Source organism: Streptomyces sindenensis, from assembly GCF_014649035.1.
Taxonomy (GTDB): Bacteria; Actinomycetota; Actinomycetes; order Streptomycetales; family Streptomycetaceae; genus Streptomyces; species Streptomyces sindenensis.
Window position 1 is genome coordinate 1 of the sequence record NZ_BMSG01000059.1, and the last position, 13,989, is coordinate 13,989.

11 protein-coding genes and 1 pseudogene are annotated in these 13,989 nt (G+C 71.4%); 8 read left to right on the plus strand and 4 right to left on the minus strand.

Annotated elements, in window-relative coordinates; translation table 11 throughout:
- Positions 1 to 50: 50 nt before the first annotated feature.
- Positions 51 to 209 (plus strand): annotated as a pseudogene (locus IE145_RS32705) (DUF6518 family protein); the annotation flags it as partial.
- A gap of 204 nt (positions 210 to 413) precedes the next feature.
- On the opposite strand, the gene IE145_RS32710 reads toward IE145_RS32705, so the two are convergent.
- Positions 414 to 992: an MSMEG_1061 family FMN-dependent PPOX-type flavoprotein gene (locus IE145_RS32710; RefSeq protein WP_189529053.1), complete on the minus strand. Its 579-nt coding sequence runs from the start codon at positions 990 to 992 to the stop codon at positions 414 to 416.
- A 214-nt stretch (positions 993 to 1,206) separates the two neighbouring features.
- On the opposite strand from IE145_RS32710, the gene IE145_RS32715 reads away from it, so the two are divergent.
- The 4 genes from IE145_RS32715 to IE145_RS32730 all read left to right on the plus strand — a co-directional run bounded on the left by IE145_RS32715 (position 1,207) and on the right by IE145_RS32730 (position 5,413).
- Positions 1,207 to 2,280 (plus strand): FecCD family ABC transporter permease, encoded by a 1,074-nt coding sequence (locus IE145_RS32715; protein WP_189529054.1) that lies wholly within the window; start codon positions 1,207 to 1,209, stop codon positions 2,278 to 2,280.
- Positions 2,281 to 2,294: 14 nt separating this feature from the next.
- A complete protein-coding gene (locus tag IE145_RS32720) occupies positions 2,295 to 3,383 on the plus strand; it encodes a FecCD family ABC transporter permease (protein ID WP_189529061.1) in 1,089 nt (362 codons plus the stop codon).
- A gap of 19 nt (positions 3,384 to 3,402) precedes the next feature.
- On the plus strand, positions 3,403 to 4,257 hold the full coding sequence (locus tag IE145_RS32725; RefSeq protein WP_189529055.1) for an ABC transporter ATP-binding protein: 855 nt from the start codon (positions 3,403 to 3,405) through the stop codon (positions 4,255 to 4,257).
- 124 nt (positions 4,258 to 4,381) lie between these two features.
- Positions 4,382 to 5,413, plus strand: coding sequence for an iron-siderophore ABC transporter substrate-binding protein (locus IE145_RS32730; protein ID WP_189529056.1), 1,032 nt, complete (start codon positions 4,382 to 4,384; stop codon positions 5,411 to 5,413).
- Between the two features lie 82 nt (positions 5,414 to 5,495).
- Here IE145_RS32730 and IE145_RS32735 read toward each other — a convergent pair whose 3' ends face one another.
- Positions 5,496 to 6,110: a YceI family protein gene (locus tag IE145_RS32735; RefSeq protein ID WP_189529057.1), complete on the minus strand. Its 615-nt coding sequence runs from the start codon at positions 6,108 to 6,110 to the stop codon at positions 5,496 to 5,498.
- Between the two features lie 205 nt (positions 6,111 to 6,315).
- Between IE145_RS32735 and IE145_RS32740 the strand changes: the two genes are divergently transcribed.
- Positions 6,316 to 6,840 (plus strand): hypothetical protein, encoded by a 525-nt coding sequence (locus IE145_RS32740; RefSeq protein WP_189529058.1) that lies wholly within the window; start codon positions 6,316 to 6,318, stop codon positions 6,838 to 6,840.
- A gap of 56 nt (positions 6,841 to 6,896) precedes the next feature.
- On the opposite strand, the gene IE145_RS32745 is transcribed toward IE145_RS32740, so the two are convergent.
- Both IE145_RS32745 and IE145_RS32750 read right to left on the minus strand, forming a co-directional pair.
- Complete coding sequence (locus tag IE145_RS32745; RefSeq protein WP_444545685.1) at positions 6,897 to 7,580, minus strand: peptidoglycan-binding domain-containing protein; 684 nt, start codon at positions 7,578 to 7,580, stop codon at positions 6,897 to 6,899.
- Between the two features lie 163 nt (positions 7,581 to 7,743).
- Positions 7,744 to 8,955 carry a glycoside hydrolase family 64 protein gene (locus IE145_RS32750; protein WP_189529062.1) on the minus strand — a complete coding sequence of 404 codons (1,212 nt, stop codon included), beginning with the start codon at positions 8,953 to 8,955 and terminating at the stop codon, positions 7,744 to 7,746.
- 385 nt (positions 8,956 to 9,340) lie between these two features.
- On the opposite strand from IE145_RS32750, the gene IE145_RS32755 reads away from it, so the two are divergent.
- Both IE145_RS32755 and IE145_RS32760 read left to right on the plus strand, forming a co-directional pair.
- Positions 9,341 to 13,213, plus strand: coding sequence for an endo-alpha-N-acetylgalactosaminidase family protein (locus tag IE145_RS32755; protein WP_189529060.1), 3,873 nt, complete (start codon positions 9,341 to 9,343; stop codon positions 13,211 to 13,213).
- Positions 13,214 to 13,475: 262 nt separating this feature from the next.
- On the plus strand, positions 13,476 to 13,989 hold a 514-nt coding region (locus IE145_RS32760), incomplete at its 3' end, for a carboxyl transferase domain-containing protein (RefSeq protein ID WP_308427842.1).

Genomic DNA, 13,989 nt, shown 5'->3' on the forward strand with positions numbered 1-13,989 from the left:
GACGCCTCACCGAAGACCTCAACCGCGAGTGATCAACGGCTTACCCAACACTTTCTCAGGCGGTGGCCTGCGGGGCTCTCGCCTGCGGCCTTCCGTTGCTGCTGGGGCGCACCTGGAAGGAGCGCGGTCTGAGCCTCGCCGTGGCGATCCCCGCGTCCTTCCTCACGTACCAGATCCTCTTCGGCCTCCTGGACGCGGTGTCCGGCTGAGTGGGCCCACAGGCCAGGAACGCGTCCGCCGGTGGTGGCGTCGAGCGTTCGTGCCGAGACCGTCACCCAGGTCGTCCGCGGCCAAGTCGACCACTCGGTTCATGAGTTGCGGGACGTCGTGCGCGCGGACCGTGCCGACTGTCGTGCGTGCGCGCGGACCGTACCGACTGTCGTGCCGTCACCTGTCGGCCCAGGCTGCACGCGTCACTCGCCACCGGCGCGGGCCTCCGCCCCCGCCCACGTCTGAGGCGCCCACACCCCCGACCGCTTCAGTGACGCCGGGCAGTGGCGGAAGATCTCGTCGATCTCGACGACCAGGGCGAGCTTCGGCCGCAGGCCCTTCAGCGTCATCGCGTCGAAGAACGGGGCGTCCGTGAGGAGGCGGGCGCGGCCGTTGACCCGCAGGACGTCCATCGCGCCCGGTATCAGGTAGAGCAGGCCCACCCGCGGGTTCGCCAGGATGTTGTGGAAGCTGTCCGCGCGGCGGTTGCCCGGGCGGTCGGGGAGGGCGATCGTGCCCCGGTCCAGGACATGGGTGAAGCCGGGGGTGTCGCCGCGCGGGGTCGCGTCGCAGTTGCCGTCCGCGTCGGACGTGGCCAGGGTGCAGAACGGCGAGCGGGCCAGCAGGTCCAGGTCGTCGTCGGTGAGCCGGTCGTGGACCTTGTCGATGACGATCGGGTGCGGGGTGCCCAGAAGCTCGCGCAGTTCGTCCGCCGAGCCGAGGGACACAGCCCCGGCCAGCGGATCGGTGGCGGGCGCGGTGGGGGCGGCGGCGTACGGCAAGGCGGTGCTCCGGAGCTCGTGGGGTGCGGCAGCGCGCCGTGCCGGCAGGCGCGGTTAGGGTGACCTTACTTTGGGTCCCCTTGCGTTTCCCGCCCGGGGTGGACCGCCCGACGAGGGCGTCTCCCGTGCCCGGGGAGCGCTCCCCGGCGCCGACGAACCAGCGTGAGGAACGAACAGTGCACCACCGCATGCCGGCTGCCCCGGCGGCCGGGTCGTGAGCGGCTCGACCTCCCTGGAGAAGGGGAGGGAGACGACGGCCGGCGGCAGCGGAAAGGCGCGGCGCAGGCGCAGCCGCCCCGTGCTCGCGCTCGGGCTGCTCGCCGCCCTCGCCGTGCTGTTCCTCACGACCGTCGCCAGCCTCGCCATCGGCTCCGGAGACGTGCCCTTCCGCGATGTCGTCGACGGGGTGCTCGACCCGGACACGTCGGTCAAGGGCCAGCTCATCGTCCAGGAGGTCCGCATCCCGCGCACCGTCGCCGGGCTGCTGGCCGGTGCGGCGCTCGGCCTCGCGGGCACGGTGATGCAGGGGGTCGCCCGTAACCCCCTCGCCGACCCCCAGCTCCTCGGCATCAACGCCGGCGCGTCGGTGGCCGTCGTCTGCTCGATCACCCTGCTCGGGTTCACGGTCGCCACCCAGTTCATCTGGTTCGGCTTCCTCGGCGCGCTGCTCGCCGCGCTCCTCGTGTACGGGGTCGGCTCGCTCGGGCGCGAAGGCGCGACACCGGTCAAACTCGCGCTGGCGGGGGCCGCTACCGCCGCCGTCCTCACCTCGATCACCAGCGCGATCCTGCTCCAGGACCGGGGCAGCTACGACCAGTTCCGGTTCTGGCAGCTCGGTGCGCTGACCGCCCGCGGCTCCGAGGTGCTGTGGCAGGTCTCTCCGTTCATCCTGGTCGGCACCGTCCTCGCCCTGGCGCTCGGGCCGCAGCTCAACGCCCTCTCCCTCGGCGACGACCTGGCCCGCGGCCTCGGCCAGCGCGTCGGGGCGATCCGGATGGTCTCCGCCCTCGCCGTGGTGATCCTCTGCGGCGCGGCCACCGTCGTCGCCGGGCCCATCGGCTTCGTCGGGCTCGCCGTACCGCACGCCGCCCGCCTCATCACCGGGCCCGACTACCGCTGGGTGCTCCCGTACAGCATGGTGCTCGCCCCGGTCATGCTGCTCGTCGCCGACATCGTCGGCCGGGTCGTCGCCCGCCCCGGCGAGGTGCAGGTCGGCGTGGTCACGGCCGCGATCGGGTGCATCCCCTTCATCTGGCTGGTCCGGCGCAGGAAGCTGGTGGAACTGTGAGCCGGGCACCCGTCGTGACGAAGGACGCCCCGGGCCCGGACCGGGAGCGACTCGCCCCGGACCGGGAGCGGCTCGCCGACGCCGTACGCCAGGTCTCCGCCGTACGCGGCCGGGGCCTGCGCCGCTCCGTCCTCGTCGGCACCGGCCTGTTCGCCGCCGTGGCCGTCGTGTTCGGCGTCTCGCTCAGCTTCGGCGACATGGTGATGCCCATCGGGAAGGTCGTGGCCACCCTGTTCGGCGGCGGCGACGGCGGATCGCAGTTCGTCGTGCTGGAACTGCGGCTGCCCCGCGCCCTCCTCGCGATCCTCGTCGGCATCGCGTTCGGGCTCTCCGGCGCCCTCTTCCAGACCGTGCTGCGCAACCCTCTCGCCAGCCCCGACCTCATCGGCATCAGCTCCGGGGCCAGCGCGATCGCCGTCACCGCCGCCCTGCTCTTCCAGGTCAGCGGCCTCGCCCTCGCCGTGAGCGCCCTCACCGGCTCCCTCGTCGCCGGAGCCGCCATCCATCTGCTCGCCTGGCGCCAGGGCATCGCCGGACAGCGCCTGGTCCTCGTCGGCATCGGCGTCGGCATGGGGCTCTCCAGCATCGTCTGGTACGTCATGGCCCGTTCCGAGGTCACCGACGCGCAAGAGGCGTTCCGCTGGCTCGCGGGCAGCCTCAACGGCCGCTCCTGGAACCAGATGTGGCCGCTGCTCATCGCCCTCGGCCTGCTCGTACCGCTGACCGTCCTCGCCGCCCACGCGCTGCGCCCCCTCCAGCTGGGGGACGACGCCGCGGCCGGGCTCGGCGCGAAGGTCGAGGGCGGCCGGCTGGCGCTGCTGGGCTGCGCGACCGCGCTCGCCGGGGTCGCGACCGCCGCCGCCGGGCCCGTCGGGTTCGTGGCGTTCGTCGCCGCACCCATCGCCCGCCGGCTGGTCCCGGGCCGGGGCGCGGCCCTGCCGCAGGCCGCCCTGACCGGGGCGCTGATCGTCCTGGTCGCGGACTTCGCGGCGCAGCACCTGTTCCCCGTGCAGCTGCCGGTGGGCGTGGTCACCAGCATCATCGGGGCCCCGTATCTGCTCCTGCTCCTGGCCCGCGCCAACCGCGTGGGCAGCGGGGGCTGACATGGAGAAGTCCCCGGACATGGCGACATGTCGAGAAGCCGATGACGAAAGGCGTGACCCTGCCGTGGCCGAACACACTCTGGAAGCCCGGGACGTCCGGCTCGGCTACGGCGAACGCGAGATCGTCCCCGGTCTGAGCGTGGCCGTGCCGCCCGGGAAGATCACGGTCATCGTCGGCCCCAACGCCTGCGGCAAGTCGACCCTGTTGCGGGCCATGGCCCGGCTGCTCGCCCCCTCCGCCGGGGCGGTGCTCCTGGACGGCCGGTCCCTCCAGGAGATGCCGACCAAGGAGGTCGCCTCCGTGCTCGGCATCCTCCCGCAGAGCCCCACCGCCCCGGAGGGCATCACCGTCTCGGACCTCGTCGGGCGCGGCCGCTACCCGCACCAGGGCTGGTTCCGCCGCTGGAGCGCCGAGGACGACCGGGTGGTCGCGCAGGCGCTGCTGTCGACCGACGTCCTGGAGCTCGCCGACCGGTCCGTCGACGAGCTGTCCGGTGGCCAGCGCCAGCGGGTGTGGATCGCGATGGCGCTCGCCCAGCGCACCGACATCCTGCTGCTCGACGAGCCGACGACCTTCCTCGACGCCAGCCACCAGCTCGACGTCCTCGACCTGCTCACCGACCTCAACCGCGAGCAGGGCGTCACCATGGTGGCCGTGCTGCACGACCTGAACCTCGCCTGCCGGTACGCCGACCACATGATCGCGATGAAGGCGGGGCGGATCGTCGCGGAGGGCCGGCCGGTCGACATCGTGACGGCGGAGCTGGTCGGCGAGGTCTTCGGGATGCGCTGCTCGGTGATCGAGGACCCGGCGTCGGCCACCCCGATGGTCGTGCCGCTGGGCCGCCATCACGTGAAGGACCCGGCTGCCTGATCCTCGTACGTACGGGAGCAGGCACGGGAGGGCAGGGGAGCGGACACCCGGCGGGCCGGGGGAGCAGAGCGCGGGGTTCAACCCGATGGCACCGTTGTTATTAGGTGAGGCTAACCTAAGAGACATGAATGCTTCCGCTTCTCGCGCCCGGCGCGCCCGCCGCACCCCCGTCCTGGTGGCCGGCGTCGTCGCCGCCCTGCTCGTCGGCCTCTCGGCCTGTGGCTCGTCGGACGAGACCGACAGCTCCGCGCCCTCCTCCGCCTCCGGCGGCGCGTCCGAAGGCGCCTTCCCCGCCAAGGTGGCGACCAAGTTCGGCGAGGTCACCGTCGACCAGCAGCCCAAGCGCATCGTCGCGCTCGGCTGGGGCGACGCCGAGACCGTGCTCGCGCTCGGCGGCCGGCCGGTCGGGGCCAGCGACTGGCTGCCCTTCGGCGGCGAGGGCGTCGGCCCGTGGGCCAAGGGCATGTACGACAAGAAGCCCGAGCTCATCGGCACGATGGAGCCGGAGTTCGAGAAGATCGCCTCCCTCCGGCCCGACCTGATCCTGGACACCAAGTCCAGCGGTGACCAGACCCGTTACGACACCCTGAAGAAGATCGCCCCGACCGTGGGTGTGCCGAAGGGCGGCGACCAGTACAAGATCTCGTGGGAGCAGCAGACCACGATGATCGCCGCCGCCATGGGCGTACCGGAGAAGGGCGAGGAACTGATCGCGGAGACGGAGAAGAAGTTCGAGGCCGCCGCGAAGGCCCACCCCGAGTTCAAGGGCAAGACCATCACGGTCGGCTCGCGTACGTCCGAGGGCTTCGGTGTCTACGTCGGCGGCACCGGGCGCATCGACTTCGTCGAGCGGCTCGGCTTCAAGAACAACCCGAAGGCCGAGGCCCGGGCCGGCGAGGGCTTCTCCGTGTCCGTCTCCAAGGAGAACCTGGACCTGCTCGACGCCGGTCTGACGGTCATGACCCCGATCGGCATCCCGGCCACGGACATCAGCGACGACCCGCTGTACCAGGCCGTCCCGTCGGTGAAGGCGGGCAACGCCATCGTCTTCGACGACAAGGACATCTCCCAGGCGTTCGCGACGGACTCGATCCTGTCCGTCTCGTACGCGCTGGAGAAGGTCGTCCCGCTCTTCGCGGAGAAGGTCGCGAAGTAGGCGAGACCTCCGTACACACGCGCAGCGCCCCGTCCCCGGGAGATCGGGGTGCGGGGCGCTGCGCGTGTGTGTGCCGAGCAGGTCAGGCTGCCGGGGCGGCCTTGATCGCGGAGATGTCGAAGGTCAGCTTCACCTTGTCGCTGACCATCACGCCACCGGTCTCCAGCGCCGCGTTCCAGGTCAGGCCCCAGTCGGAGCGCAGGATGTCGGCGCTGCCCTCGAAGCCGACGCGTTCGTTGCCGTAGACGTCGGTGGCGGAGCCGTTGAACTCCAGGTCGATGGAGAGCGGGCGCGTGACGTCCTTAATGGTGAGGTCGCCGGTGATCCGGTACGTGTCGCCGCCGCGCTGCTCGGCCTTGGTCGAGCGGAACGTCATCAGCGGGAACGTCTCGGCGTCGAAGAAGTCGCCGCTGACCAGGTGGCCGTCCCGGTCGGCGATGCCGGTGTCCACGCTGGCGATCTTCACGTCGATGGAGGCGGAGGAGTTCGCCGGGTCCGTGCCGTCCAGCACCAGGGTGCCCTCGTGCTCGCCGAAGGAGCCGCGCACGTTGGTGACCATCGCGTGCCGCACGGTGAAGCCGATGCTGCTGTGCGCCGGGTCCACGGTGTACGTGCCGGTCAGAGCGGCGAGCGCAGGGTCGACCGCGGGGGCCTCGGCGACGGCGGTGGCGGACGACTTGCGGTTGAACAGAGCCATGGCTCCTCCTCGGGGGACGGGGTGCGTCGAGGTTGTTTAACCTTCAACGAGATCGACCATAACGCCATCTTGTTCAAAGTTCAACCTTTCTTACGTGGTGCCCTCTGGCGACGCGCGTAGAACTCGGGCACTATCTCCCTGCCCCCGGCGTGTGCGGCCGTGCCCGTGCACACCTTGATTTGTCATGAGCAGGAGGAATCCCCCCATGGTGACCCGTCCACGACTCCGCTCCGCCCTCATCGCCCTCGCCCTCGCCCTCGGCGCGCTCTTCGCGCCAGGGATCGGCGCCCTCGGCAGCGGCGCCACCGAGGCGCACGCCGTGACCAAACTGACCCACGCGCAGGCGACCTCCCGGTTCACCTCGTCCGGGATCACCTGGTCGTCCTCCGGCGGCTGCTCCGACCGCAACAACCCCACCTGCACGTCGTTCGACCAGCTCAATCTGACCAGCGCCCAGGGCGCGCAGACCCTCAAGAGCGCCACCGGCTGCGCGCTCAGGATCACCGGAGGCACGGAGACCGGGCACGCCGGCGGCACGTACTCCCACTGGAACGGCTACAAGCTCGACTTCGCCAAGAGCACCTGCGTGAACAACTACGTCACCGGCGCCTTCACCTACATCGGCACCCGCGGCGACGGCGCCCGCCAGTACCGGTCCGGATCCGGCAACATCTACGCGGACGAGGGCAACCACTGGGACGTCACGTACTACAACTGCGGCGGCTGCTGAGAGCCGCACGCCGGGGGGCCGTCCCGCACCGGGACGGCCCCCCGGCTCCTCAGGGCCTACGGGATCGGCTCGGCGTCCGGGCTCTCCTGCTCCAGCAGGTCCCGGGCGAAGTCCTCCCACTGCGCGTACCGGTCCGGATGGGCGGACCGCTGGACCGCCTGGCACACTTCGCCCGGCTCCATCGACTCCCAGCCGTCGATCTGGAGGAGCCCCGGATTGGCGCTGGGCGAGGGCAGCCCGTAGAAGGACTTGGACGCGGTCGGTACGTGCGTGATCTGCGCCGGGGTGCCCCAGCCCATGCTCGGGCGCTGCTGGAAGACGCCGAGCGAGTCGTGGTCGACCGGTGCGGTGTAGTTGACGAACTTCGACTCCTGCATCGCCGTCATCAGGGCGATGACCTGCGCCTCCTCGGAGAGTTCCGCCCACTTGCCGACGCCGATGACCGTCCTGGCGTGGGCGAGCTGTTGCGGGCCGAGGTCCGACGGGGCGGCGAAGAACGTTCGCAGCTCACTGTCCGGGGCGGTCCTGAGCAGCTGCGCGGTGGCGACGTCCACCCGGCCGGTCGGGGGCAGGCCGTAGCTCTGCTGGAACGCGCGCAGACCGTGTGCGCCCGAGGCCTGCGGGGCGGGCGACGGTGGCGGGGCGGGGTCCCCGTGCGCCGGGGGCGCGGCGGTCAGCAGGAGTCCGGCGGCGACGGCCGTGAGCAGCCGGCGGGGGAGTCGGCGGGGGAGGGGGTTCATTCGCATACGGCACCGTCCCGGGGCGGTGCGTCGAAGTCAAGAACGCCACGCATCGTGTCAATTGACGGAAAATCGGATCTCGGCCCACGGCGGGCCCGGGACGGACATGCGTGTGCCCCCGCCGTACACCGGCGGGGGCACGCACAGGCCTACCGGGCGGGCGTCAGGAGCCCACGCTCACCGTGAAGCGGCGCGGGTTCCCGTCGTGCGCCGCGCCCGAGACGTCCGGCTCGCCGTCCGGGCGTACGTCGTCGTACGGGAACGCGTACCCGATCGGGCTGTTCGCGTGGACCACCCGGGACCAGTGGTTGGTGACCGCGGCCTGGTAGTAGTCCGAGGCGGACGTGCCGTTCGGCTGGCTCGGGTGGGTCAGCATGATCGAGCGGTTGAAGCCCGCGGCCAGCCGGGCCAGGATCGCCTTCTTGTCGTCGGAGTCGTCCGGGTTGTTGGTGAACGGCCCGTGGTTGCAGGTGAAGATGTCCTTCGTCTGCGGCTTGGTGAAGGTGTGACCGCCCTCGAAGGTCAGCACGTCACCGCTCACCCGGCCCGCCAGCGTGCCCCGGCCGCCCTGGAGGTCGATCCGCAGGTCCTCGGAGCGGTACTTCTCCCACACCTCGTCGATCTGCGCCTCGAACAGACCCCGGAACGGCATCTCGTCCGGCCGGTCGAAGTACGGGGCCATGATGTTCTGCGGCGAGACGACCCGCAGCACCTTGCCGTCGTCGCCCCGGGTGACCAGCTTGTCCCACGGCTGCCCGTCGGCGGCCGCCTGGGCGGTGAGGTCCTCCGCGATCCGGTCCACCGCGCCCTCCGGGTGCGGGGCCACGACGTGCGTGGCGTCGCCCTCCAGCGTGATGCCGATCGGGAGCGCGGTGATCAGATCCACGTAGCTGATGTTGGAGTACAGCTGCTCGGTGTTGAAGGTGAACTCGGCGAACGCCCAGGTCCGCCCGTAGTTCGGGTCCGTCGGCGTCGCGAAGGCCGGCTCCACCAGGGACGGACCCGGGTTGAGGAAGAAGTCCAGCTTGTCGTCGCGGACGAAGTAGACCCGGGACCCGTACATCTGCGGCAGGGTCAGCACGACCGGCCCCGCGCCCGCGCCCTTGAGCGGGATGGCGCAGTCGACGGGCAGCGGCGTCTGCGGCGCGCCGGGGGATTCGGGGCGGTAGACGCCGCCGTCCGGCTTCAGCAGCACCCAGCGGTCGGTGCCCAGCTCACGGCCGGTCACATACGCGTGCACCGTGCCCGGCAACGACTTGTTCTCCAGGGCGATTTCGCAGGTGGCGGGGGCCGCCGACGCGCGAGGGCTCAGAGCGGTGCCCCAGGCGGGGTACGTGAGCGCCGCGGCCGATGCGGCGGCGCCGGTCAGGAACATTCGGCGTGAAATCACGAAGGGACTCCCGAGGTGGTGGGGGGCCGCAGGCGGGGGTGGGGGGTGGCGCGGGGAGGGTCAGGAACCGTGGGGGTGCCTGCGGTGCGCACCACTCTCGCGAGGCCCGGTACGACCGTCAATACTTGTGACTGAGAGCGCTCTCAAAAGTTCCGAGTCTTCACAACTCGGCGCTCCCGGGCGGTACTTGCCGGAACCGGGCGGGTACGAACCGTGACCGGAGGGGGCTTGGCGGCCAAGAGGTGAACGGGACCGTGCGGCGGGCCCCGCCGAGGCGACTTGGACTAACGCATCGGGGTTGTTGGACGGAGTCGGCCCCCGGCCCCGAAGTTCGTTGACGGTGTCCGGACACGACGACTACTCAGGGGCCATGTCGCCAAGATTCCCTCGCCCCGGCCTGGTCGCCGCGGCCTCCGCAGCCGTCCTGGCGCTCGTGGGGGCCGCTCTCCCCGCCGCGGCCGCCGCCCCCTCGCCCCCCGCCCCGGCCGGAGAGGCCAAGGCCGACGGGTCCGCCGTGATCCGGTCCGACCGGCTCGCCGTCGCGGTCGCCGACGACTTCCCGCGCGTCCTGGCGTACACCGACCGGGCGAGCGGCGAGCAACTGCTCGGCTCCACCCGGCCGGTCACCGCCGTCACCCTCAACGGCACCGCCCACCCGGTGAAACTCAAGGGCGAGCCGAAGGTCACCGGCTCCGCCGCCCGCTACACCCTCGTCTTCGACTCCCTGCCGGGCGTCGAGATCGACGCCTCGCTCACCGTCTCCGGGCGGGCCACCACCTTCAAGGTGACCGCCGTCCGCGACACGTCCGCCTTCCGGGTCGGGACCATCGACATCCCCGGGCACGACCTGATCTCCGTCGGGTCCACCGACTCCGGAGCCGCCACCGCGTTCACGAGGCTCGACCCGGACTCCACCCGTACCGCCGACGTCTTCGCGAAGGTCACCGGGGAGACGAAGCCCGACTCCGCGCCCGTCGGAGCCAGCTACGCGATCCTGAACACCGGCTCCCTCGCCGCGGCCATCGAATCCAACTCCTCGTACGACAAGCCCTCCGGGGCCACCGGTGGCGACGACGCCCGCTTCTGGCACCAGGCGCGCACCGAAGAGGCCGGCGGCGTCCGGGTCGGCGTCTGGTCCGGCCAGTGGACCTACCGGGGCGAGGGCGCACCCGAGCCGGAGAGCGGCGAGAACCTGCCCTGGGCCAAGGTCGTCGTCACCCCGGACGCCAACGGGGACAAGGCCGTCGACTGGCAGGACGGTGCGATCGCCTTCCGCTCCATCGGCGTCGCCGCGCCCGGCAGTGAGGACACCCCCGGGCGGGTCGTCACCCATATCCCCTTCAACTTCGCCAGCCAGGCCACCCACCCCTTCCTGCGCACCCTGGACGACGTCAAGCGGATCGCGAAGGCCACCGACGGCCTCGGCCAGCTCGCCGTCCTCAAGGGGTACGGCTCCGAGGGCCACGACTCCGCCCACCCGGACTACGGCGGCAACTACAACAAGCGGGCCGGCGGGCTGAAGGACCTCAACACGCTGCTGAAGGAGGGCGGGAAGTGGGGCGCGGACTTCGGCGTCCACGTCAACGCCACCGAGTCCTACCCCGAGGCCAGGGCCTTCTCCGAGCAGCTCGTCGACAAGACCAAGCCCGGCTGGAACTGGCTCAACCAGAGCTATTACATCGACCAGCGCCGCGACATCAACAGCGGCGACCTGGCCAAGCGCTTCCGGCAACTGCGCGACGAGACCGACGAGAACCTCGACTTCCTCTACATCGACGTCTACTACAGCCACGGCTGGATCGCCGACAAGACGATCCAGGCCGTCCAGGAGCAGGGCTGGACCGTCGGCACCGAGTGGGCCGACAAGTTCGAACGCGCCTCGCTCTGGTCCCACTGGGCCAACGACCTCAACTACGGCGGGGCCACCAACAAGGGCCTCAACTCGCAGATCATCCGGTTCATCCGCAACGGCGAGAAGGACATCTGGAACGACCACCCGGTCCTCGGCCAGAGCGCCCTGGAGGACTTCGAGGGCTGGACCGGCGAGACCGACTGGAACGCCTTCACCGCCAACATCTGGCAGAAGAACCTCCCCGCCAAGTACCTCCAGCAGCAGAAGATCACCCGCTGGGACGGCAACGACATCACCTTCACCGGTGAGGTGCGCGGCACGGTCGAGGACGGCAAGCGGACCTTCTACGAGCAGGGCCGCAAGGTGCTCAGCGGGACGGACTACCTGCTCCCGTGGGACGGCGGCAAGAAGCTCTACCACTACAGCGAGACCGGCGGCACCAGCACCTGGGAGGTGCCCGGCAAGGGCGCGTACACCGTCTACAAGCTGACCGACAACGGCCGCGAGAAGGTCTCCACGGTCCGTCCCTCCGGTGGGAGGATCACGCTGACCGCCACCGCCGGACAGGCGTACGTCCTCTACCCCGGCCGGGCGCCGAAGGAGCGCGCCGCCGACTGGGGCCAGGGCACCGGGGTCGCCGACCCCGGCTTCAACGACCGGGACCTGAAGGGCTGGGCGAAGACCGGCACGGTCGTCCGCGACACCGACGACCAGGGCCGCAACAGCGCCGAACTCTCGGGGACCGCCACGGCCGCGCTCTCCCGGACCGTCACCGGCCTCCAGCCCGGCAAGCGCTACACCGCCTCCGCCCTGATCGAGGTCGAGCCCGGACAGTCCCGTCGTACGGTGCTGAGCGCGGGCGGAAAGGCGGTCGCCGTCGAACGCTCCACGGCGAAGGACTACGTCGCCGCCTCCGACTGGCACGGCACCTTCTTCCAGCGCGCCAAGGTCACCTTCACCGCCCCCGCGCACGGCCGCACCACCCTGCGCATCGAGGCGGCGGCGGGCTCCGCGGCGAAGGTCCGCGCCGATGACGTACGGATCGTCGAGAACGCCCCGGCCACCCGTGCCGGCACCGTGGCGTACGAGGACTTCGAGGCCGTCGACCAGGGCTGGGGCCCCTTCCTCAAGGGCGACGCGGGCGGCTCCACCGACCCCCGCACCCACATCTCCCAGCTGAACGCCCCGTACACCCGGTCCGGCTGGAACGGGAAGCTCATCGACGACGTGCTCGGCGGGAAGGAGTCCCTGAAGTCCCACGAGGAGAACACCGGGCTCGTCTACCGCACCGCTCCCTGGACCGTCCCGATGAAGGACGGCCACCGGTACGAGGTCGAGTTCGCCTACCAGTCCAGCCACGCCGGCGCCTACAGCTGGGTCGAGGGCTACGACCGGGTCGCCGACGGCAAGGCCGCCTCGACCGAGACCCGGGCCACCCCGATCGGGCAGCAGCGCACCACCGGACAGTTCAGCCGGACGCTCACCGCGGGCTGCGGTGACACCTGGACCGGGCTGCGCAAGCTCCCCGGGGCGCCCGAGGGCGCGGACTTCGTGCTCGACGGCTTCACCGTCACCGACCTCGGCCCCGCCCCGGCGGGCGAGGAGGCCGTCTGCGGCACCCTCGGCGTGGCCGCCGACGCCGAGACCCTGGAGCCCGGCGCCCCGAACACCGTCGAGGCGACCTTCGGCAACGACGAGGCGAGCGCCGCCACGGATGTGCGGCTCGCGCTGACCGTGCCCGAGGGCTGGCAGGCCGAGCCGGCGGGCCCGGTCGCCTTCGACTCGGTCGCCCCGGGCGCGAAGGTCACCGGCAGCTGGCGGGTCACCCCGCCGGTGGACGCCCCCTACGCCACGTACGCGCTGGAGGCAAGGGCCACGTACGCCGTCCAGGGCGCCGGTCGCACGCTCGGCGCGGAAACCTCCGTCCGTACGCTCCCGCCGCCGCCCACGAAGGACAGCTGGGCCAGTGACCTGGACTGGACCGCCTCGCAGAACGGCTGGGGCCCGGTCGAGCGTGACCGGTCCAACGGGGAGACCGGGACCGGGGACGGCGGACCGCTGAAGATCGGCGGTGTCGCCTACGACAAGGGCCTGGGCACGCACGCCCCGGCGAAGATCCGCTACTACCTGGGCGGGAAGTGCACCTCCTTCACCGCCGAGGTCGGGGTGGACGACGTCCAGACGACCCGGGGGAGTGTGCGCTTCTCGGTCACCGCCGACGGTACGGAGAAGGTGGCGTCGCCCGTACGGGGGGCGGCCGACCCCGCCTGGAAGCTCACCGCCGACGTCACGGGCGCGAAGTACGTCGAGCTGATCGTCCAGGACGGCGGCGACGGCAACGGGAACGACCATGCCGACTGGGGCAACGCCCGCTTCCACTGCGGAGGTTGACCGTCTGCCGGGCGGATTCCCGGGGCGCGGCGAACGGCGGGGGAGCGAGCTGCGCCATACTGAGGGGGCCTTCGGGCCCCCTCAGGGGCGTGTGGCCCACCGCACACCCTTCGCTTGTGGGGTCTCCACAACCGGAGTCGGCGATTCGCTGGTGGATCGCCTGCCCGGCGGCGTGGTTCTGTTCACTCCCACCACGAAACCGGGCAGGAGACTGTACGGAGTCGACGGCGAGATTCTGGGTCGGGGTTCGTAGGGTCGATGCATGACCGTTGTGGACGAAACCCAGGGTGAGCCGACCGACGCCCGAGGCCGGGTGGCCGAACTGCTGGCCCTGCGCGAGCAGGCGCGGCGCGGACCGAGCGAGCGGGCGACCGAGGCGCAGCACGCCAAGGGGAAGCTGACCGCTCGTGAGCGCATCGAGCTGTTGCTGGACGCGGGTTCGTTCAAGGAGGTCGAGCAGCTCCGCCGGCACCGGGCGACCGGGTTCGGCCTGGAGGCGAAGAAGCCCTACACCGACGGTGTCATCACCGGCTGGGGCACGGTCGAGGGCCGCACGGTCTTCGTCTACGCGCACGATTTCCGGATCTTCGGCGGGGCGCTGGGCGAGGCGCACGCCACGAAGATCCACAAGATCATGGACATGGCCATCTCGGCCGGTGCCCCGCTGGTGTCGCTGAACGACGGGGCCGGCGCCCGTATCCAGGAGGGCGTCTCGGCGCTCGCCGGGTACGGCGGCATCTTCCAGCGCAACACCCGCGCCTCCGGTGTCATCCCGC